Annotated in this window: 20 protein-coding genes; 9 read left to right on the top strand and 11 right to left on the bottom strand. The window is 66.9% G+C overall.

Annotation, left to right across the window (positions count from 1 at the left end):
* Positions 1-6 precede the first annotated feature (6 nt).
* The 3 genes from ACF3ND_RS02315 to ACF3ND_RS02325 all read left to right on the top strand — a co-directional run bounded on the left by ACF3ND_RS02315 (position 7) and on the right by ACF3ND_RS02325 (position 2270).
* Entirely contained in the window at positions 7-816 is an 810-nt protein-coding gene (locus tag ACF3ND_RS02315; RefSeq protein WP_394063857.1) for a phosphodiesterase, read from the top strand.
* 379 nt (positions 817-1195) lie between these two features.
* A complete protein-coding gene (locus tag ACF3ND_RS02320) occupies positions 1196-1900 on the top strand; it encodes a TerC family protein (RefSeq protein WP_394063859.1) in 705 nt (234 codons plus the stop codon).
* An 88-nt stretch (positions 1901-1988) separates the two neighbouring features.
* The gene (locus ACF3ND_RS02325) at positions 1989-2270 is read left to right on the top strand and encodes a peptidylprolyl isomerase (RefSeq protein ID WP_394063861.1); all 282 of its coding nucleotides are present in this window, start codon (positions 1989-1991) and stop codon (positions 2268-2270) included.
* A 147-nt stretch (positions 2271-2417) separates the two neighbouring features.
* Here the strand turns inward: ACF3ND_RS02325 and ACF3ND_RS02330 are convergent, their stop codons facing one another.
* Together ACF3ND_RS02330 and ACF3ND_RS02335 are read right to left on the bottom strand one after the other, a co-directional pair.
* On the bottom strand, positions 2418-3845 hold the full coding sequence (locus ACF3ND_RS02330; RefSeq protein ID WP_394063863.1) for an amidase: 1428 nt from the start codon (positions 3843-3845) through the stop codon (positions 2418-2420).
* Between the two features lie 80 nt (positions 3846-3925).
* The gene (locus ACF3ND_RS02335; RefSeq protein ID WP_394063865.1) at positions 3926-5230 is read right to left on the bottom strand and encodes an MFS transporter; all 1305 of its coding nucleotides are present in this window, start codon (positions 5228-5230) and stop codon (positions 3926-3928) included.
* Positions 5231-5309: 79 nt separating this feature from the next.
* Here ACF3ND_RS02335 and ACF3ND_RS02340 point away from each other — a divergent pair, with 79 nt between their 5' ends.
* The 3 genes from ACF3ND_RS02340 (at position 5310) to ACF3ND_RS02350 (ending at position 7334) form a co-directional block, all read left to right on the top strand.
* Positions 5310-6305 carry an Lrp/AsnC family transcriptional regulator gene (locus ACF3ND_RS02340; RefSeq protein WP_394063867.1) on the top strand — a complete coding sequence of 332 codons (996 nt, stop codon included), beginning with the start codon at positions 5310-5312 and terminating at the stop codon, positions 6303-6305.
* A gap of 303 nt (positions 6306-6608) precedes the next feature.
* A complete protein-coding gene (locus ACF3ND_RS02345; protein ID WP_394063869.1) occupies positions 6609-6875 on the top strand; it encodes a hypothetical protein in 267 nt (88 codons plus the stop codon).
* A 3-nt stretch (positions 6876-6878) separates the two neighbouring features.
* Positions 6879-7334, top strand: a complete 456-nt coding sequence (locus ACF3ND_RS02350; protein WP_394063871.1) for a YaiI/YqxD family protein — start codon at positions 6879-6881, stop codon at positions 7332-7334.
* 5 nt (positions 7335-7339) lie between these two features.
* On the opposite strand, the gene ACF3ND_RS02355 is transcribed toward ACF3ND_RS02350, so the two are convergent.
* The 5 genes from ACF3ND_RS02355 to ACF3ND_RS02375 all read right to left on the bottom strand — a co-directional run bounded on the left by ACF3ND_RS02355 (position 7340) and on the right by ACF3ND_RS02375 (position 13742).
* Entirely contained in the window at positions 7340-8581 is a 1242-nt protein-coding gene (locus tag ACF3ND_RS02355) for an MFS transporter (RefSeq protein ID WP_394063873.1), read from the bottom strand.
* A 1-nt stretch (position 8582) separates the two neighbouring features.
* A complete protein-coding gene (locus ACF3ND_RS02360) occupies positions 8583-8981 on the bottom strand; it encodes a cupin domain-containing protein (RefSeq protein ID WP_394063875.1) in 399 nt (132 codons plus the stop codon).
* Positions 8978-10645 carry a PepSY-associated TM helix domain-containing protein gene (locus ACF3ND_RS02365; RefSeq protein WP_394063877.1) on the bottom strand — a complete coding sequence of 556 codons (1668 nt, stop codon included), beginning with the start codon at positions 10643-10645 and terminating at the stop codon, positions 8978-8980. Before ACF3ND_RS02365 ends, ACF3ND_RS02360 begins: the two co-directional genes overlap by 4 nt.
* A gap of 1 nt (position 10646) precedes the next feature.
* Positions 10647-12752 carry a TonB-dependent siderophore receptor gene (locus tag ACF3ND_RS02370; RefSeq protein ID WP_394063879.1) on the bottom strand — a complete coding sequence of 702 codons (2106 nt, stop codon included), beginning with the start codon at positions 12750-12752 and terminating at the stop codon, positions 10647-10649.
* A gap of 120 nt (positions 12753-12872) precedes the next feature.
* Positions 12873-13742, bottom strand: coding sequence for a helix-turn-helix transcriptional regulator (locus ACF3ND_RS02375; protein WP_394063881.1), 870 nt, complete (start codon positions 13740-13742; stop codon positions 12873-12875).
* 129 nt (positions 13743-13871) lie between these two features.
* On the opposite strand from ACF3ND_RS02375, the gene ACF3ND_RS02380 reads away from it, so the two are divergent.
* Positions 13872-14252: a nucleotide pyrophosphohydrolase gene (locus ACF3ND_RS02380; protein WP_394063883.1), complete on the top strand. Its 381-nt coding sequence runs from the start codon at positions 13872-13874 to the stop codon at positions 14250-14252.
* A 39-nt stretch (positions 14253-14291) separates the two neighbouring features.
* Here ACF3ND_RS02380 and ACF3ND_RS02385 read toward each other — a convergent pair whose 3' ends face one another.
* The 4 genes from ACF3ND_RS02385 to ACF3ND_RS02400 form a co-directional block, all read right to left on the bottom strand.
* Positions 14292-14933: an HD domain-containing protein gene (locus ACF3ND_RS02385; RefSeq protein WP_394063884.1), complete on the bottom strand. Its 642-nt coding sequence runs from the start codon at positions 14931-14933 to the stop codon at positions 14292-14294.
* Between the two features lie 81 nt (positions 14934-15014).
* Complete coding sequence (locus tag ACF3ND_RS02390; protein WP_394063886.1) at positions 15015-15989, bottom strand: Bug family tripartite tricarboxylate transporter substrate binding protein; 975 nt, start codon at positions 15987-15989, stop codon at positions 15015-15017.
* A gap of 27 nt (positions 15990-16016) precedes the next feature.
* Positions 16017-17171 carry a mandelate racemase/muconate lactonizing enzyme family protein gene (locus tag ACF3ND_RS02395; protein WP_394063888.1) on the bottom strand — a complete coding sequence of 385 codons (1155 nt, stop codon included), beginning with the start codon at positions 17169-17171 and terminating at the stop codon, positions 16017-16019.
* Between the two features lie 167 nt (positions 17172-17338).
* Positions 17339-17764, bottom strand: a complete 426-nt coding sequence (locus tag ACF3ND_RS02400) for a hypothetical protein (protein ID WP_394063890.1) — start codon at positions 17762-17764, stop codon at positions 17339-17341.
* Between the two features lie 511 nt (positions 17765-18275).
* On the opposite strand from ACF3ND_RS02400, the gene soxC reads away from it, so the two are divergent.
* A complete protein-coding gene (gene soxC, locus ACF3ND_RS02405; RefSeq protein WP_394065765.1) occupies positions 18276-19493 on the top strand; it encodes a sulfite dehydrogenase in 1218 nt (405 codons plus the stop codon).
* A complete protein-coding gene (locus ACF3ND_RS02410) occupies positions 19486-20007 on the top strand; it encodes a c-type cytochrome (protein WP_394063892.1) in 522 nt (173 codons plus the stop codon). Before soxC ends, ACF3ND_RS02410 begins: the two co-directional genes overlap by 8 nt.
* The last annotated feature ends 3 nt before the right edge of the window (positions 20008-20010 follow it).

Here is a 20010-nt window from a genome sequence, read left to right on the forward strand (position 1 = left end):
TCTCTCATGAAAATCATCCAGTTCTCGGACTTGCACATCACCCCGCCCGACGGCCTGTTGTTCGGTTCGGATCCCGCGGACCGGCTGCTCGGCTGCGTGCGGCACATCAACCGTCACCACGCGGATGCGGACCTGTGCGTGCTGACCGGCGACCTGACCCACGCAGGCCATCCCCTGGCCTATGAACGCTTGCGCGAGTGCCTGCAGGACCTGATTCCGCCGGTGCGCCTGCTGATGGGCAATCACGACAGCCGGCATGCCTTCTGGAATGTCTTTCCCGATGCGCGCACGGAACTGCCGGGCTTTGTGCAACATGCCGAGACCCTGGGCGACTGGCGGGCCATTTATCTGGACACCCTGCAGGACGGCTACACCAACGGCTATCTGTGCGAGGCCCGCCTGGGCTGGCTGCGGCGCGAGATGGAACGCCATGCCGGACCGGTCCTGCTGTTCTCGCACCACCCCTTGCCGGCCTTGCAGTATCCGTCCATGGACTGGCTGCGCCTGAGCAACGCGGAACAGCTGCTGCCCCTGCTCAAGGCCCATCCCGCCCCCGTGCACCTGTTCTCCGGCCACGTGCACCGCTGCGCGGCCGGCACGTGGCACGGCATTCCCTTCGTGACCGTCAGCGGCACCAATCACCAGCACGAGCTGGACCTGGAGCGTCCGGGCGCGGCCACGTCCGCTTTCGAGCCGGCCAGCTACGCGGTGATCCTGCCCAACGAAGACGGCCTGACCGTGCATTTTCAGCCCTTCGGCTACGAGGAATTGCGTTTTCCCTACACCGGGGACGTCGGCGCGCTCAAGTGCATCTAGGCAATGCGCGGCCGATGTTGCGGGGCCGTGCCGCCATCCCGAACAAAATGGCGGCGGATTTGCGCACGGAAGACTTTTCAGTTCACCGCAAGGCCGCTATACTCTGCGTCTATCAAGGGGAGTAGCTTACTTTCCGGCGCATCGTCATTACGGCAATGCCGCAGTCATCTGCGCATTCCCGGTGTCCGGGCAACCAAGCGGTTGCAAGCAAGACCTTGCCATCATGGGCAAGGCGAACTCTCCACAGTGGAGATGGCCTGTGTCCCTGGTGGAACAGGCCATTTTGTTTTGCATCGTGCGCGGGCGATTCCTGCACGCGCCGGACTCTGCAAGATGGCTGTCTGGTTTCCATTAAAAAACTTGAAGAGGCGGGCAACAAATGCTTGAGCTTTTGCAGACAATCAGTTGGACGGCAGTGTTCCAGATCATCATGATCGACATCCTGCTGGGGGGCGACAATGCCGTGGTGATCGCGCTGGCGTGCCGGAACCTGCCGGCCAAGCAGCGCATGCAGGGTATTTTGTGGGGGACGGCCGGGGCCATCGGCCTGCGCGTGGTGTTGATCGCGTTCGCGCTGACGCTGCTGGCGGTGCCGTACCTGAAGATCGTGGGCGCCTTGCTGCTGGTATGGATCGGCGTGAAGCTGCTGCTGCCCGACGATGACGCGCACGGCAACATCGAAGGCGGGGCAACCCTGTGGAAGGCCATCAAGACCATCATCGTGGCGGACTTCGTCATGAGCCTGGACAATGTGATCGCCATCGCCGGCGCCGCCCAGACCGCCAACCCCGACCACCAGATCGGCCTGGTGATCTTCGGCCTGGTGGTCAGCGTGCCCATCATCATCTGGGGCAGCACCCTGGTGCTCAAGCTCATCGACCGCTTCCCCATCGTGGTCACTTTCGGCGCGGCGCTGCTGGGCTGGATCGCCGGCGGCATGCTGGTGACCGACGTGGTCTTCGTGGAACATTTCGGCGCTCCGTCCACCACCACCAAGCTGATCGCCGAGGCGATTGGCGCCATCCTGATCGTGGTGCTGGGCCGGGTGCTGGCGGCGCGCAAGCGCAAGGCGGTCCAGGCCTGATGCGGCTGAACCCGGGTCGGCCCCCGGGCTTCGCGCCGGGGCCGGTTCTGGGTTAAGCTGGAACGATTTTCCAAAAAAGGAGTACATCATGGCACAAGCCTCCGCACGCCACATCCTGGTCAGCACCGAAGCCAAAGCGAACGAACTGAAAGCCGCCATCGAAGCCGGCGCCGACTTTGGCCAGGTGGCCAAGGAAAATTCCAGCTGCCCCTCGTCCCGCATGGGCGGCGAACTGGGCACCTTCGGCCGCGGCCAGATGGTTCCCGAATTTGATCAAGTCGTGTTCAGCGCTCCCGTGGGCGTGGTCCAGGGCCCCGTCAAGACGCAGTTCGGCTACCACCTGGTGGAAGTCACCGACCGTCAGGACTGATTCCCCGGTTCGACAAAAAAACCCGCTTTCAGCGGGTTTTTTTTTTTGACACCGATTCCAGCCCGGTCGTTCGCTGGACTGCGTCGCCCCAGGCCATGGATGTGGAAGCGCTGGGCGTCGTGATCCGGCGCCGCGCCTGTTGTCGTTTCAGAGGCCCCAGGCCGCGAGGTCGGGATGGCGCGAGGGCCGGCCGAGGATGCCTTCGACGATGCGGGCGCTGTCCAGCAGCGCGGCGTCCTGGCCGCTGGGCGCCATGAGTTGCACGCCGGTGGGCAGGCCTTGGCCGTCAAAGCCGCTGGGCAGCGAGATGGCGGCCGCGCCCAGGAAGTTGCCGGGGCGCAGGAGCTTGCCCAGGCCGGCGTGGCGCAGATCGTCGGGGTCCAGGGCCTGGGCGGCCTGGTCGCAGGCCGGCATGAGCAGGGCGGCGCGGCCCTGCATGGCGTGGGCGAAGGCTTGCATGTCGGCGCTGCGCCGCTGCAGGGCGGCTTCGTAGTCGGCGGCATCGATGCGCCCGCCCGCGGCGATGCGCTCGCGCACCACGCGCCACAGAGGCAGCTCGGGGGCCAACGCCAGTTCGCCGTAGTAGCGGTAGGCTTCGTAGGCCAGCACGATCGAGTTGTCTTCGGCCATGCGCGCAAAGGAGAGCGACGGCGGCGGCATCCAGACCTGGAGTTCCAGTTTGGCCTGCTGCAGGCGGTCCAGGGCCTGTTGCCAGAGGGTTTGCGTGGCGCTGTCCAGGGTGGCCGGCCAGGCTTCGGGCGCGAGCAGCGCGATGGGGCCGCGCATGGGGGTGGGGGGCTGGCGCAGGGCGGCCACGCAAGTCGCCGGCAGCGCGAGGGTGGCGGGGTCGGCGATGTCCGGCCCCGACAGGGCCGCGACGAGTTGACGGGCGTCGGCCACGCTGCGGGCGAGAGGACCCAGGACGTCCAGCGTGTCGGAGAGCGGCAGGCTGCCGGCGCGGCTGATCACGCCCGTGGAGGGCTTGTAGCCGACCAGGCCGTTGAGGGTGGCGGGCGCGCGCACCGAGCCGCCGGTGTCGCCGCCGAGGGCGATGGGCGCCAGGCCAGCGGCTACTGCCACGCCGCAGCCGCTGGAAGAGCCGCCCGGGGCGCGGGCCACGGTCGCATCCCAGGGGTTGCGCGCGGTGCCCTGGGTGGCATTCTGGCCCGACAGGCCGAAGGCGAACTCGGTCATGCGGGTCTTGCCCAGCACGACCATGCCTTGCGCGGCCAGCAGGCGCAGCGCGGCGGCGGTCTCGGTGCTGAGCTGCCCGGCGCGGGCCTGCGAGCCCAGCGTTGCTTCGGTGCCTTCCCATTGCACGCTGTCCTTGACTGCGACAGGCACGCCATGAAAGGGGCCCAGCACGATGCCGGCCGCCAGCAGGCGGTCGGCGGCATCGGCCTGGGCCAGGGCGCGTTCGGCGGTGACGACGCTGAAGGCGTTGAGGGCGGCGGCGCGCTCGATGCGGTCCAGAAAATGCGTGGCGACCTGCCGCGCGCTCAGTCGGCCTTGCCGGATCTCGCGACCGATCTCAAGTGCGTCTCGGAAATGTAGGGCGGTATCTTGTTCTGACATGGGGTTTCCTGAAAATGGACAAGACCCGCGCAAGCGGGTCGTGCGCGCCCCGGGGGCGCCGCCGGGCGGGGCAGGAGCGGTCAACGCAGCTTCTGGCCTACCGTCTCCGGCATGCGGATGAAAGTGAACAGCGTAATCACCGCGCCGGCCAGCACGTAGTAGAAGAACCAGCGTTCCAGGCCGTTGCTCTGCAGCCAGGTGAGCAGATAGGGCGTGGTGCCGCCCAGCAGCGCCACCATCAGGTTATAGGGCGTGCCGATGCCGACGGCGCGCACGCTGGTAGGAAACTGCTCGGACATGATGGCCGGGGCTATGGAGGTGTACATGGCGTAAAGGACCAGGCCGAACAGTTCCACCAGCAGGATGGAGCCGAAAGACGGGCCCAGCGTGCTCATCAGCGGGTAGAAGAACAGCAGGTAGCCGGCGGCAAAGACGATCAGCTGCGGCCTGCGGCCGATGCGATCCGACAGCGCGCCGAACAGGGGCTGCACCAGCATGAAGACGATCAGCGCCACGGTGTTGGCGGCGAAGGCCACCTTGGGGTCGGCCTGCACGTGGCGGATGGCGTAGGTGGGCACATAGGCCACGAAAATGTAGAACGCGAAGGTCGTCAGGACGGAGAAGCCGACGATGCGCAGCACTTCCACGGGGTGCTCGCGCAGCAGGGTGCGCAGCGGCTGCTTCTCGACGCCGGCCTTCTTGCTCTCGGCGAAGGCTTCGGTTTCCGGAATGGAGCGGCGGATCCACAGGCCGGCCACGCCGCCCAGTGCGCCCAGCAGGAAGGGGATGCGCCAGCCCCAGGCGGCCATTTCCGCCTTGCTCAACAGGGAGGTGAGGATCCAGCCCACGGCCGAAGCCGCGAGGATGCCGACGGCGGCGCTGAAGAAAACAAAGCTGGAATAGAAACCGCGGCGCTTGGGCGGCGCCATTTCGGCCAGAAAGGTCGTGGCCGAGGCATACTCTCCACCCAGCGACAGGCCTTGCAGCAGGCGCGCGGCGGTCAGCAGCAGCGGGGCGGCCAGGCCGATGGCGGCATAGGTGGGCGTTACGGCGATAATGAGCGAGCCGCCGGCCATCATCAGGATGGTCAGCCCCAGCGCCGCCTTGCGGCCGTAGCGGTCGGAAAAGATGCCGAGCAGCCAGCCGCCGATCGGGCGCATGAAGAAGCCCACCGCGAAGATGCCGAAGGTCGCCAGCAGGGCTGCGGTTTCATTGCCTTCGGGGAAGAACTGGCTGGAGAAGAAGATGGCGAAGGAGGCGTAGATGGTCCAGTCGAACCATTCGACGGCATTGCCTACACTACCGGCCAGGATGGTGCGGGCGCGTGACACCGGGGCAGCGGCGGCTCCCTGCGTGGCGCTCGGTTGATGGGAGGGGGTGCTCATGGAAACCTCGAGGAAATTTATTTTTAGACAAAACTAAGGTAAAAGTTTTTGTTTTTAGCAATTGCGGAAGGTTAATTTGATGGATATAGTCAGGTCAAGTAAGGGTAAGCCCTTAATGCCAACACTCGATGACACCGATCTCGCCTGCCTGATCGCCCTGCAGGCCGAACCGCGCGCGTCCTGGCGCGAGCTGGGCGCGGCGGCCGGCATCGCCGAGCGCACCGTGGCGCGGCGCATCAAACGCCTTCTGGAAACGGATGCCTTGCGCGTGATCGCCGAAACCGATCCCCTGATTGCGGGGCGGGGCGTGGTGCTGCATGCCTGGATGCGCTGCCGCGCCGGACAGGTGCCGGAGGTGGCCGAGGAGCTGGCGCGGCTGGAGAACTGCCAATTGGTCGTGACGCTGGTCGGCTCCGCCGACCTGATGGCGGAGCTGACGCTGGCCGACGAAGCCGACATGCCCGAGCTGGTGACACGCATCCTGCCGTCCATGGCGGGGGTGGAGCATGTCGATGCGCGTCTGGTGCTGCGCTCTTTCCGGCGCGCGGGTCAGTGGCGCATCCAGGCGCAACACGCCGCCGACGCGGGGGCAGCGCCGGTCAGCCCTCCGGCGGTGCTGACCGAGGCCGAGCAGCGAATCGCGGCCCGGCTCAAGCGCGATGGCCGGGCCAGCCTGGCCGAATTGGCCGAGCACGCCGGCGTAAGCGAGCCGACCGCGCAGCGCCTGTTGCAGCATCTGGTGGAGCGCCGGGCGCTGTCGTTCCGGGTCGAGGTCGAGCCCGCGCTGGTGGGGTTTCCGGTCGAGGCGGTGGTGTCGGTGCAGGTGCGCCCGCAGGCGGTCAACGCCCTGGCTGCCCACCTGGCGCAGGATCCCAATACCCGCTGCCTCTTCGGCACCAGCGGCCCGTCGCAGCTCTTCTGGCATGTGCTGTGCCGCGACAGCACCCAGCTCTGGGATGTCGTCACGCGCCGCCTTGGGGAAATGGAGGGAGTGCTCAACAGCGATGTCGCCGTTGTCATGCGGGCGCACAAACGCTGCGGCATCGTGCGCGCCGACGTCGGCGCGCAGGGGTAGCGCGGCTGGCGAGTCCAAGCGGCATGCACGCCTCGAGGTGGACAGCAAGCAGGCGATCAGCCTGCGCAGCGTGGGGGCATTTTTGCCGCCGGGCCACCCCAAGGTAAAAAGCACCCCCTCGGGGGGCAGCAAGCCGAAGGCGCAGCGTGGGGGCATTTTTTGCTTCAGGCCGTCGCGCGCCGCCATAAATGCCTGGACTTTTGCGGCCGTCCTGAGCAGTATGCATGCCATGCCGGCACATGGCGCCCGCCATGCGCAGTCCGCTTCTTTCAGGCGGGCATGCCGGATCTTGGCGGAAAGCACATGAAACGAACGGATCTCGAAAAAAACAAGGCCCTGAAGCTGATGGGCAAGATGAAGGCGGCCACGCCGCCGGCCCGCTTTGCCGGCGAAGCCGTCGTGCCCGACCGGCGCGAACAGCGCCGCCTGGACCAGGCGGCCGGACTGGTCTCCTTCCCGGTCAAGCTGACCCAGCCCGTGATCGATGCCTTGCGCGCACGCGCGGCGGCCGAGGGCGTGGCCATGAACGAACTGGTCGACCGCCTGCTGGCCCAGGCCCTGGAGCGGTGAGCGATGCACATCTGGGTGGACGCCGACGCCTGCCCGGCGGTGGTCAAGGAAATCCTGTATCGCGCCGCCCAGCGCTGGGAACGGCGCCTGACGCTGGTGGCCAACCAGATGCTGCGCACCCCGCCCTCGCCATGGCTGCGCGCTGTCCAGGTGCCGCGCGGCTTCGATGTGGCCGATGACTACATCGTCCAGCACGTGGGCGCGGGCGGCCTGGTGATCACGGCCGACATTCCCCTGGCGGCGCAGGTGCTGGCCCGGCAGGCGCTGGTGCTCAGCCCGCGCGGCGAACGCCTGGACGCCGGCTCCATCGGCGAGCGGCTGGCCATGCGCGACATGATGGAGGAACTGCGCGGCGCAGGCGTCGACATCGGCGGCCCGCCGCCCTTCAGCCAGGCGGACCGCCGTGAATTCGCCAATGCGCTGGACCGCCTGATGGCCGGGCTGGGCCGGGCGACGTAGCCGCCTCAGGGTCGGGATTGCACCCCGCCTCTCGCTGAGCGTGCGCCCAGCAGGGCGGGCACCAGGATCAGCGTCAGCATGGCCAGTATCAAGCCCAGCAGAAAGCCCTGCGTGTAGCCCACTCCGGCGGCCAGGGCGATCAGCGAGGATGAGGCGGCCATCTCGCCCAGATCGCGCATGCTTTGCACCATGGTCATGTCGGTGCCCGCCTGGTGGCGGGAATGGGCAAAGCGCATGGCCGCCGTCATGACGGCGACCGAAGCGCTGCCGGCGCCGAAGCTGGCCAGCAAGGTGGCCGTCCAGACCGCGGCCAGCGGCAGCGCCGGCGCTTGCCATGCCAGCCAGGCCCAGATGGCGGCGGCCGTTCCGGCAGCGGCGATGCCGGCGTAAAAGGCCGGCCAGGCGCCCAGCCGGCGCACCAGCCAGGCGCCGCCGCCGCAACCCAGCACGATGGTCACCGCACCGCCCAGCATGCCGATCTGGCCGACTTTGGTCAGCGGCCAATGCGCATCGACCAGCAGGAGTTTCCCCAGGCCGTGGCAGGCGACCACGGTCACGGCGGAGAGGAAGGCCGCGGCGATCAGCCCCCAGGCGCTGCGGCCCGACAGGAGGAAATGCCGCAGGCTGGCCTTGCCCGACTGGGCGGATGCCTGCACGGCCGGCTCGCGCCAGGCCAGCACCAGCAAGAGGCTGGCTGCGATGGGCAGCGCCAGCGCAAGCATGGCCGCCGCCTGCCCCAGTTTGCCGTAGATCATCAGGAACACCGGCCCGCCGTAGAAGAATCCCACCATGGTGCTGGCTACCTGCACGGCGTTGGCCGCGGGCAGGGAAGCGGCCGGGAACTGCTCGGCCACCAGTGCGTCGGTGGCCACGTCCTGGGTGGCGCTGGCCAGGGATGCGGCCACGGCCAGCGCCAGCAGCCAGGGCAGGGTGGCGGCCGAGATCCCCAGCATCCAGACCCCAAGCAGGCAGGCCAGAACCAGTGACTGCATGGGAATGATCCAGCTGCGGCGGCGTCCCAGGCGGCGGTGCCAATAATTGTCCACCCGGGATGCCCATCCCCATTTCAGCACCCAGGGCAGGCCGACCAGCGGCAGCAATGCCAGGGCCGCCAGTTCGGCGCCGGCATGGCGCAAGGCGGCCGGCAGGGCTTCCATGGCCAGTCCGAACGGCACGCCTTGGGAAATGTACAGGCAGGCGATCAGGGGCCAGAGCAGGGCGGGCCGGTTTGATGCGGTCTTGGTCATTTCAGGCTTCCTTGCGCAAGCGGTGCTCGCTGCCTGTGGTGGGCGTGATGAACAGCAGGCGTCCGGGCTCGGCCACCTCCAGGCGGTGCCAGCAGCCGCGGGGCACGACGAAGGATTGATTGGGCCTCAGGGTCAGGCGCGTATCGGCCTGGGAACCTTCCAGGATGAGGTGCAGGCAGCCCTCCAGAAGGGTCAGGATTTCATCGCCTCGAGGGTGGCGTTCCCAGTGGCTGCCGTGCAAAGAGGCGTCGTCCGAGAACATGCGGATGCCGATGAGCCAGTCGGCGCGGGCCCGGCCGCGCTCGTGAAAGGGCAGGAGCTGCACTGTGGCGTCGGCCTGCAGGGCGGCCAGGGTCTGGGATAGGGTGAAGGCGGCGGAGGTGGGGGATCTGGATGTCATGGCGTCCCAAGAGAAAGGCGTCGGGCCAGTCGCCAGAGCGCGGCGGCGGCTGCCGACAGGAGAAGATTGATGAACAGGGCCGGCAGCTCGGCTTGCAGCGCACCGCCCCACTGTCTTGCCAGACTGGCGGCGGCGGCCACGCCCAGCAGCAGGGAGGCCAGCCGCAACAGGCCGACCGGCCGGGAAGCGCGGCGCCGGGCCGGCAGCAGGCCATACAGCAGGACGCCGGACCAGGTCAGGCCGAAGCTCCAGACCTGCCAGCGCTCCCGCGCAGGCCAGGAGTCGGGCGTCAGGGCCGTGATGGCGAACAGGGTGCAGCAGGCCAGCAGCAGGCCCAGCATCGCGCCGCTGAGCCAGGGTCGGCGGAACGAATCCGCGCCGTGCCGCGCCAGCCACAGCCACACTCCGCTGGCGGCCAATGTCGCGCCGGCCAGCCCAGCCAGGGCATGCAGCCAGCGGCTGACCGCGCCGCCGTACTGGGCGAAATGCAGGGGCTGGACGGCGATAAAGGCCTGGGTGAACGCGCCGCGCTGGGCCGCGCTGTCGTGCCGCAGCAGGGCAAGGTCGATCAGGGCGTAGTGATAGCGTTCGAAGAGGGCGGTGCTCAATTGCCCGCGGGCCGTCCCGCGTAGCGTGGCATAGGCGTGCGCATCGCCCCAGTGGTGGACGGTCACGCCCTGGATCAGGAAGGCGGGGTGGGCCTGGCGGTGGCGGTCCAGCAATTCGTTCAGGCTGGACATGGACGCGGCCTGGCCGGCGGCGGGCCGTTCGTAGGGCTGCATCAGCGCCTGCATGGCTTGCCGGGGCTGCTCCGGGAAGGCGTAGGGCGCCAGCTGGACGGTGGCCAGCGCACCCAGGCCGGAGAAGATGCCGGTGGCGGCGGTCAGAAAAAGCAGGGGCGCCAGCCACAGGCCCAGCAGCTTGTGGGCGTCATACGCCAGGACGCGCAGGCCGGACCGCAGGCGCAGGCGCAGCAGGCCGGCGCCCTGGCGCAGGTGCAGCAACACGCCGCCCAGGACGAGCGCGCCCAGGGCGAAGCCGAACAGGCTCACCAGGATGCGGCCGGGAAAGCCCGCGTACAAGGTATTGTGCAATCCAGTCAGCAGCCCGGTCAGCTTGCCGTGGACCGGAGCATGGGGCGGAAATGCCAGGGCTGCGGACGCGTTCTGGGCGCCTTGCGGCGGCCCGGCCGGCTGGACACGCGCCTGTACCTGGCCGTCTGCGGGCAGGTCCAGTTGCAGGACGTCCGCATGGGGGAAGGCCGCCAGCCCTTGCGCCAGTATGTCGTCCAGATCGAGCGTGACGGATGGATGCCGGCGCTCAGAGGGCATTTCCCAGTTGCGCAGCTCGGGCTTGAGCACCGCAAGCGCCCCGCTCAAACAGATGACGAACAGCATGGCGCCCAGGACGGCTCCCGTCCAGGCATGGCTGGCCGAGAGGGCGCGGCGCAGCGGCAGGCCGGCGGGGCGGCGGATCGTCAGGCAGGCCGCCAGCAGCAGGCATTGGGCCAGCACGCCGATGAACAGGCCGGCGTACAGCCGGTTCAGGGCGTCCGAGCCGGGGCCCCAGGCGGCGACGCCCGCGGCCAGCCCCGTACTGAGCAGCGGCGCCAGGCCCAGGGCCAGCAGGCCCCGGGCCCGGCCATGAAAGCCGGGAAGACGCATGTCAGTACTCGGCCCGCAGCGTCAGCATGACGTTGCGCGGCTCGCCATAGCGGTTGTTCCATTGCGGCCCGGACAGGCTTTGGTAGTAGCGCCGGTCGAACAGGTTGTTGACATGCAGGGCGGCGCTCAGGCTCCGGTTGATGCGATAGCCCAGCCGCGCGTTGGCCAGCGCGTAGCCGCCCTGGCGCAGGGTCAAGCCGCCGGACTGCACGGTGTAGGCGCTTTGCGCCTGCACGCCCAGGCCGGCGCTCAGGCGGCCGTTGTCCCAGGGAAAGGTGTAGTTGGCCCAGAGCCGTGCGATATGCTTGGGCGTGAAGCTGGCAAAGGGCTGGCCCTGCGATTGGGCATCCTTCAGGTATCTGGTCGTGTTGTAGGTATAGGCCAGCGACAGGTCCAGGCCCGGCAGGGGCTGGCCGCTGATTTCGGCTTCCACGCCCTGGCTTTCCACTTCGCCGCCGCTGACATAGAAGCAGCTCATGCCCACGCAAGGGTAGGCCGGATCCACCTGGGCGCGATTGCGCTGGCGGATGTTGAAGAAGGCCAGGCTGCTGTTGATGCGGCCGTCCAGCAATTCGCCCTTGATGCCGGCTTCCAGGTTGGCGCCCTTGACGGGATCCAGGGCCTGGCCGTCCCAGGTGGTCTGCGTCTGCGGCTGGAAGACCTGCGCATAGCTGGCATAGACGGACCAATGCGGCGTGATGTCCAGGATGAGGCCGCCATAGGGCGTCCATTCATTGCTGACCTTGCTGGAGACGCCCGCGCCTTCCTGCTTCCACTGGCTCAGGCGCAGGCCCGCGACCAGCTTGAGCGGGTCGGCCAGCGAGAAGCGGCCCACCGCATAAAGCCCCGATTGCGTCGTTGTCGTCGGGCCGCGGGAGACATAGGGGCCGACGGCGGGTTCGGGGATGCTGCCGGGGTTCCAGTCCCAGATGTTCACCGGCTGGTTCACGGGCGTGAGGAAGTTGCCCGAGAACTGCTCCAGGCTGGTGCGCTGGTAGTTCATGCCCACTGTGGCTTCGTGACGGCGGCCCAGCAGGGTGAAGGGGCCGGTCAGGTAGCCGTCCGCGCTGGTCTGGCTGTTCTCGAACTTATAGGCTCCGCCCGTCAGGCGCGGACCGGTCCCGGTCAAGGGGTCGACCGCGCCGTTGGCGCCGGCGTATTTCAGGGCGGAATCCCCTTTCTGGTGGTTCAGGTTGAGCCTGGCGGTCCATTCATTGCTGAAGTTGTGCTCGATGCCGCCAAAGACGCGGGTCGTGTCCCAGTCGAAGCGGTCCCAGTCCACGTCCAGATAGGTGGAGCGCGGCAGGCCGATGTCCGTGCCGTCGCGGTAGAAGGGCACGCCCGCCATCGTGGTGGTGGAGCGGATGCGCTGGTGTTGCAGCCCCAGGGTCAGCACCGTGTCCGGCCCCAGGTCCAGGTCGGCGGTACCGTAGAAATTGCTGGATTTCTGGCCCGCCACATCGTAGAAGAATCCGCGATCCTCATGGCTTGCCACGATGCGGGCCCGCAGGCTGCCGCTTTCGTTGACGGGGCCGCCCACGTCGACCAGGCCGCGATAACGATTCCAGCTGCCTGCGGACAGCTCGCCCTGGGCCAGGAACTCGCGCGGCGCACGCTTGGGCACCAGGTTCACCGTGGCGGCGGGATTGCCGGCGCCCTGCATCAGGCCGTTGGCCCCGCGCAGGATCTCCACGCGCTCGTAGATGCCCATGTCCTGGGGCGGGCTGGCCATCTGGCCCATCTGGATGGGCACGCCGTCCTGCTGGAAAGAGTCGATCTTGAAGCCGCGCGCATAGTAGCCGGTCGTCAGCAACTGGTAAGGCTGCACGGTGATGCCGGGCGCATGCTGCAGGACTTCGTCCAGGCTCTGCAGGTTCTGCTGGTCCATGCGCTCGCGGGTGATGATGGTCACCGACTGCGGGGTTTCCTTCAGGGTTTGCGCGCCTTTCATCAGCGTGGGAGCGTTGTCGCGCTGGGCGGAGACCACGATGCCGGGCAACTGGCTGACTTCGGGATTGGCCTGGGCGAACGCAGCGGGGCTGATCAGCAGAAGGGCCGACAAGCCCGCGGGAGCGCAGGACGGGCGGCGAGACGGGAAGATGTCCACGAAAGCTTCTCTCTACATGAAATTGTTATTGATAATCAATCTCATCTATTCTATGTAGAGCGTGCCGCCACCATTGGCGCTGGCCGGTATTTGTCTGGCGCTGGCCGGTATGCAGGTGGTTCAGCGGCGCAGGGCGCGGGGGGGAACGCCGTAGCGTTTTTGGAATACCTTGGAGAAGTGCGAATCGCTGTAACCGCAGGCGCCGGCCGCCTGCGATACGCTGCAGGCGCCGGTCGCCAGCATGCGGTAGGCTTGTTCCAGGCGTTGTTCGCGCACGAATTCGTAGACGCTCATGCCGAACATCTGACGAAAGCCCCGCGTCAGGAGCGTGACGCTCAGGCCGACCCGGGCGGCCAGCCAATCCAGGCCAGGCGGCTGGGACAGATCCTGCAGCAAGAGCGCGCGCGCCTGCTGCAGGCAGTCGCGCTGCCGGGCCGGCAAGTTAATGCCCGCTGCAGAGCTCGCTGTCGACCGCGCGTCCAGCGTCGCCAGCACGGCGGCGGTCAGCTCCATCGCCTTGCCCGACAGGTACAACTGCCGCAAGCCGCCCCGCAGCGGGCACAGCAGTAGCTGGCGCGCCAGAGCCTGCAGGGGCTTGTCGGCCTGGCTGTCCAGGATGAACGGCCCTGCGGGCGAGCCCTGACGACGGCTCCAGTCCGCGGCGTCCATGTCCAGCCAATTCTCCAGGGCCTGCTCGGGCATGCGTATGGCCACATAATGCACGGGCGTACCGGCATGGAAGCTGTGATTGACGACGAAAGGCCGGCTGCTCAGGCTCAAATGCAGGGCCGGACCTTGCAACTGGGTGGCGGGCGCCTGGGACATGCTGTAGCGCACGGCGCCGCCGCCCAGCAACAGCACCAGTTTCAAGCCCGCCTCATTTTCCTCGGTGATGGTCTGGCCCGGCTGCACGCGCAGCAGCCCGCCGCTGATGTTCAGCTCGGGAGTGCCGGCCTGGATGTGCCATTGATCGGAGGATGCAGAAGACATAATTTTGAATGAGAATCATTCTTGATTATGTGGCAAATCGTTTCAGTCGTCAAATGTCCAGGCCGGCATTGCGCCGCGCCGCCGCTGGTCTTAGTATGCGTTAGTCTCCCAATTTTTGTGATTCGCGCCGTGTCTGATCCGTCCTCCTATCGTCCCCTGATCGAATTGTCCGCCCTGAACGCCAAAGTGGCCGAATTCGCGCGCGAACGCGATTGGGAACAGTTCCACAGCCCCAAGAACCTGGCCATGGCCCTGACCAACGAAGTCGGCGAACTGGTGGAAATCTTCCAGTGGCTGACCGAAGAGCAGTCGCGCGGGGTAGGCGCCGATCCGCGCACGGCCGAGGCGGTGCGCGACGAACTGGCCGACGTGCAGATCTACCTGAGCCGGCTGGCCCATGTGCTGGGCGTGGACATGAACGAAGCGGTCACGCGCAAGATCGCCAAGAACGCGCAGAAGTACCCCGCTGACAAGGTGCGCGGCACGAACAAGAAATACACCGAACTCTAGGCCTGCCGGACGATCAAGGTCCGCGCGACCCGGCAGGCGTCATAGTTCGTCAAGCAGTTCCCGCAGGTAGCGCTGCATGCGCGCCTGGCGTTCCCGGGCAAGCCTTTGGCCGGTTTCCGTCTGGAAGCCTTCGGCCAGCTTCAGCAGCTTGGCGGGGAAATGATCCAGCGCATAGCGCGCATCGTCCAGAGGACGGTCCTGGGCTTCGGGATCCTGCGGATGATACAGGCTGGAGCCCATGCGTCCGGCCGTATAGAAGCAGCGGGCGATGCCCAGCGCGCCGATGGCGTCCAGGCGGTCCGCGTCCTGCAAAATACGGGCTTCCAGGCTGAGGGGCGGCAGCCCGGCGGAAAAGCTGTGCGTCCGCACGGCGTGCATGACCGCTTCCTGGTCCGGCGCGCTCCAGCCCAGGTCCGCCAGGATGCGTCCGGCTTTCTCGGCCGCCAGCGTGGATGCCTGGGCGCGCAGCGGCGAACTCTTTTCCACGGCCACGCAGTCGTGCAGCAGGGCGGCGGCCAGCAGCAGGCGCAGATCGCCCCCTTCTTGCGCCTGGATGGCGCACACGTTCTTCCAGACGCGCTGCAGGTGGGACAGATCGTGCGAGCCGTCGCCGTCGCAGCCGCTGGAGTGGGGCAGCAGCTGGGCGGCGAGTTCGGGGTAGGGGTGAAAAGTGGAGGACATGGCAGGCGCGGCGGCGGTCGGACAACACCACAGCATACCGAATCGCCTGCCCCTGAGGCAAAGCCGCAGGCGCGCAGGGCCTCAGAAGTTGCTCAGCCCCAGCGTCTGCACGGTGTCCGCCCAGTAATTCAGCTCCTGGTCCACATAGGCCGTGAACTCGGCCGGGCTGTTGGACTGCACCTGGGCGCCGTTGGTCTGCCAGATGGTCTGGATTTTTTCCGTTTGCAGGGCCTGGTGGATGGCGCCGGCCACGCTTTGCACGGTGGCCTCCGGAACCTCGCCCTGCATGAAGATGCCGTACCAGGTCTGGGCGCTCAGTTCGTCCATGCCCAGCTCCTTCAAGGTGGGCACGTCGGGCAGGGCCTGGGCGCGCTCGGGGCTGGAGACGGCCAGGGCTCGCAGGCGGCCGTTGCGTATCTGCGCCACGGCCGACGGCATGGTCTCGAACATGAAGTCGATCTGGTCCCCGCCGATGAGCGCCATGACGGCCGGTCCGCTGCCTTTGTAGTGCACCGGCGTCATGGTCGTGCCGGAGAGTTTTTCCAGCTTGCCGGCCATCAGGTGCAGCATGGTGCCCACGCCGCTGGTGCCGTAGTTCACGCCCTTGCCCTGGCGCGCGGCGGCCAGCAGGTCGTTCACGCTGTGGTAGGGCGATGCGGCATTGACCACCAGCACGTTGGGCATGGCCGCGATCAGGGTCACGGCCTTCAGGTCCTTGCGGGTGTCGTAGGGGAAGTTCTTCAGCACGGCCGGGGCGATGGTGTGGTGCACCGCGCCGAACAGCAGCTGATTGTCGGCGGGGCTGGAGCTGGCCACCATGCTCGCGCCCAGCACGCCGCCCACGCCGCCCTTGTTTTCCACGACCACGGTCTGGCCGATCTGCTGGCCCAGGGCCTCGGCCAGGGGGCGGGCCAGTGTGTCGCCGGAGCCGCCGGCGGCGGAGGGCACGATCAGGCGCACCGGTCGTTCGGCCCAGGCGGGCGGGGCGGCCAGGGCGCCTTGCGCGCCGGCCAGGAAAAGACTGAGGACAACAACAACACGGGACCACGGTTTCATGTCTGCTTACCTCTCAGGTGGGGTTGGTCAGCCTTTGCCGTTTCCGAGACTGCCGGGAAGACGGCGCAGCTTGTCGATCTGGTCCAGCCGCGGCGTCAGGCCCAGGCCGGGCGCCTGCGGCATGCGCATCCAGCCCTGGTCGGGCTGGGGCAGTCCGGTGTAGATCTCGGCCATCATGGCGCTGGCGGCCAGGTGCCATTCGACTTCGCCGCCGTTCAGCAGGCCGCTGTGCAGGTGGCCGTTGTGGGACGGGAAGGCGCCGCCGTTGGCCACCGAGGCGTTGAAGCTTTCGGCCAGGCCGAAGATCTTGCGCGATTGCGTGAAGCCGCCGGAAATCAGCACATTGGGCTGCACGATGTCCACCGCCTGGTGCATCAGCAGGTCGCGGAAGCGATAGGCCTGGCCCTCGTTCTGGCCGGCGGCGATGGTGATGCCGGTCTGGCGGCGCAGTTCGCGCAGTCGGCCGGCATCGTTCTGCGTGATGGGTTCTTCGAAGAAGCCCACGTCCAGGTCGCGCGCGGCGCGGGCGATCTCCTGGGCGTGGAAGTAGTCCAGGCTGCAGTTGCCGTCGATGTACAGGCCGACTTCGGCGGGGATGGCTTCGCGCACCAGCCTCATGCGCCGGATGTCCTGGCGGATCACATCCTGCAGGGGGCGCGGCTCGTCGCGGCGCTGCAGGCCGTTGTGGCCCACCACCATCTTCAGGCCCCGGAAGCCCTGGTCCACGCAGGCGCGCGCCACCTGCACCAGCTCTTCGTCCTGCAGAAAGGAGAAGCCGAAGGTGGCGTAGGCGGGGATCTGTTCACGCGCGCCGCCCAGCAGCTTCCAGACGGGCTGGCCCAGGGCCTTGCCCTTGATGTCCCACAGGGCGATGTCCAGGGCCGAGATGGCGTGCATGCCGTAGCCGGATTGGCCGCGCGGGCAGACGTTCCAGTACATGCGGTCCCACAGCCGTTCGGTGTTCAGCGGATCCTGGCCGATCAGGTCCGCGGCCAGGATGTCGTTCACGGCGCTGGCCACGGGATGTTCTTCGGTGATGGCGGTCAGGCCGTAGCCGGTGATGCCTTCGTCCGTCTCGATCTCCACATGGCAGACCGCCAGGTTGGAGGGCTTGCGTATGCCGCCGCCGTTGAATTCGAATGGCACGTTCAAGGGAATGGCGCGTACCGCAGTGATCTTCATGCCCAGGTCTCCTAAAAGCATTTCCATGCGTATGCATGTAATTGTTTTAGGTTTATAGCTTTAGCGGTGAAGATCGATCAATGGTGTAAACCCTTGATATTGCTCATATATTAACGAAAGGTCTGATATATCAGCCGGGGGCTGTAGCCTTGTGCTGAAGACCGTTTCTAGCCCTGCCAGCGGTGCCCGCGATGCGCTTCGTCCTGCTGCCGGCGCAGTTCTTCCTGCTGGCGCTGCCACTCCCGGTGCTGGCGTTTCATTTCCTGCTGCTGGCGCCGGTGTTCGGCTTGCTGTTCACGGATCTGGCGCTGCTGTTCGCGTTGCTGGCGTTCGATATGACGCTGCCGTTCCTGCTGATGGCGGCGCATCTCGCGCCGGTGTTCGGCCTGTTGGCGGCGGTACTCGCGCATCCGCCAGTCCTCGTCATCGTAGCGGCGGCCGCCGTGGTAGCCGTCCTCGTAATAGCCGCCTTCATAGTAGCCTCCGTAGTACGGGTCTTCGTAGGCGCAGGCGGTCAGGGTCAGGGCGGCGCCGGCCAGCAAGGCCAGGCGGGCGAGACGGGCGAGACGGGCGCGCAAAGTGGTGCAGGACATATGGTTCTCCCCAGGAGAAGGTGATGATTCCGTGCCGGTTCAAGGCGGCTCTAATCCTAGCGGCCTGCTTCCCGGCCGAGCCGTTGCATGAGCAACGGCGTGCAACAGGAAGAGCGCTCCAGCCCCCTGGGGAGATGGCTGGTAACAAGTTTTGCAGTGCCGACAACAGGTGGCAGATTGCGCTTTCGTGGCGCTGTATACCTGGGTATTCAATAGTTGGCAGTTCAACTATTGCGGACTACGCTGACGCCATCTCGCCGTCGTGCGCGGGATGGTGCAGGGCGCGCTCGCCTGCACGTTTTGTAGTTCATAAGCCGTACCTGAACCCAAAGGGAGGACGTTTATGAGTGACGCAAACCGTCATGGCGACAGCGCGACCCTCAAGCGCAGCCATGTCCAGTTGCAGCAGCTGGAAGCGCAGTTCCTGGAGCAGGAACGCCAAGACCCCGCATCGCCTTATTTCCACGGCGACGGCCCCAATCCCCATAGCCTGCCGCCGCGCCGCCGCTTCATGCTGGGAGCCTTGGCCGTAGCCGGCACGGCCGGGGGCCTGGCGCAGGCGGCTACGCCGGGGGCCATAGAGCGAACCGTTCCGCCGGACGCCACGCGAGTCCAGGGTGTCGGGGTGGGGGTGGATGATGGTGGTTATGGCGCCCGGTCGCAGTTCGAGAAGGAAGTGCGCACTCGCTACGCAACCAAGACCACCGAATCGTCCTGGAGCTTCACGCCCTTGCAGAACAGCATGGGGATCATCACGCCTTCCGGATTGCATTATGAACGGCACCACGGCGGCATCGCCACCATTGATCCGGCCACGCACACCTTGTTCGTGCATGGCATGGTCAAGCAGGCGCGCAAATATTCCATGGGGGACCTGCGCCGCTTTCCGGCCCTGTCGCGCTTGATGTTCATGGAATGTTCGGGCAATGGCCTGACGGAATGGTCCAAGCCGACGATGAAGACCGTGCAGGGAACCCATGGACTGACCTCCACCTCGGAGTGGGTGGGCGTGCCGCTGGCCACCGTGCTCAATGAAGCGGGGGTGAGGCCGGGGGCCAAATGGCTGCTGGCCGAAGGCGGGGACGCCGCCGTCATGACGCGCAGCATTCCGCTTGAGAAAGCCATGCATGACTGCCTGCTGGCCTACGGGCAGAACGGCGAAGCGCTCCGGCCGGAGCAGGGCTATCCCCTGCGCTTGTTCGTGCCGGGCTACGAGGGCAATATGTCCATCAAGTGGCTGCGGCGGCTGGAGGTTTCCGACACCCCTTTCATGACGCGCGAGGAAACGTCCAAGTACACCGACCTGATGCCCGACGGCAGCGCCTTGCAGTTTTCCTTCCTGATGGAGGCCAAGTCCGTCATCACCTTTCCTTCCGGGGAGATGGTGCTGCGCGAGCCCGGTTTCTATGAGATCTCGGGGCTGGCCTGGTCGGGGCGCGGCGCGATCAAGCGGGTCGAAGTGTCCGTGGACGGAGGGCGAAGCTGGCGCGACGCCGTGCTGCACGGTCCTGTGCTGCCCATCTGCCATACGCGCTTTTCCCTGCCCTGGGAATGGGATGGCAAGGAAGCCGTCCTGCAAAGCCGCTGTACGGACGAGACGGGCTATGTGCAGCCCAGCATTGCTCAACTGGTCAAGGAGCGAGGGCTGGTGTCCGTGTATCACCTGAACGGCATACAGAGCTGGAAGGTCGCGTCAAGCGGGGAGGTGTCCAATGTCCATCATGACTAGAACCTGTCTGGCCGCGTTCCTGGCGGCGGCCTGCGGCGCGGCATCGGCGCAGCAGGCGCCTGTCTACGGTTTCGGCCAGCCCGCGACCGATGCGGAGCTGGAGCATTTCGTCTCGCCTCTGCCGGACGGACGGGGCCTGCCCAAGGGTTCGGGCACGGTGCAGCAGGGCGAAAAACTGTACGCCCAGCATTGCATGGCCTGTCATGGCGCCAATCTGGAGGGAGGCATCGGCGATCGGCTGGTCGGCGGGCGTGGCACCCTGGCGGCCGCAAGCGGGCCCCCGGTCAAGACGGTGGAGAGCTATTGGCCTTACGCCACCACGCTGTTCGACTACACCAAGCGAGCCATGCCCTTTACCGCGCCGGGCAGCCTGAGCAACGATGAGGTCTATGCCCTGGCGGCCTATATTTTGTTCAGGGCGGGCGCCATCCAGCCGGACCAGGTCATGGACCAGGTCAGCCTGCCGCAGGTGAGGATGCCCAATCGGGACGGGTTCAAGCCGGCGGACCGGTAGGCG

This window comes from Alcaligenes sp. WGS1538 (assembly GCF_043187505.1).
GTDB lineage: Bacteria > Pseudomonadota > Gammaproteobacteria > Burkholderiales > Burkholderiaceae_B > Alcaligenes.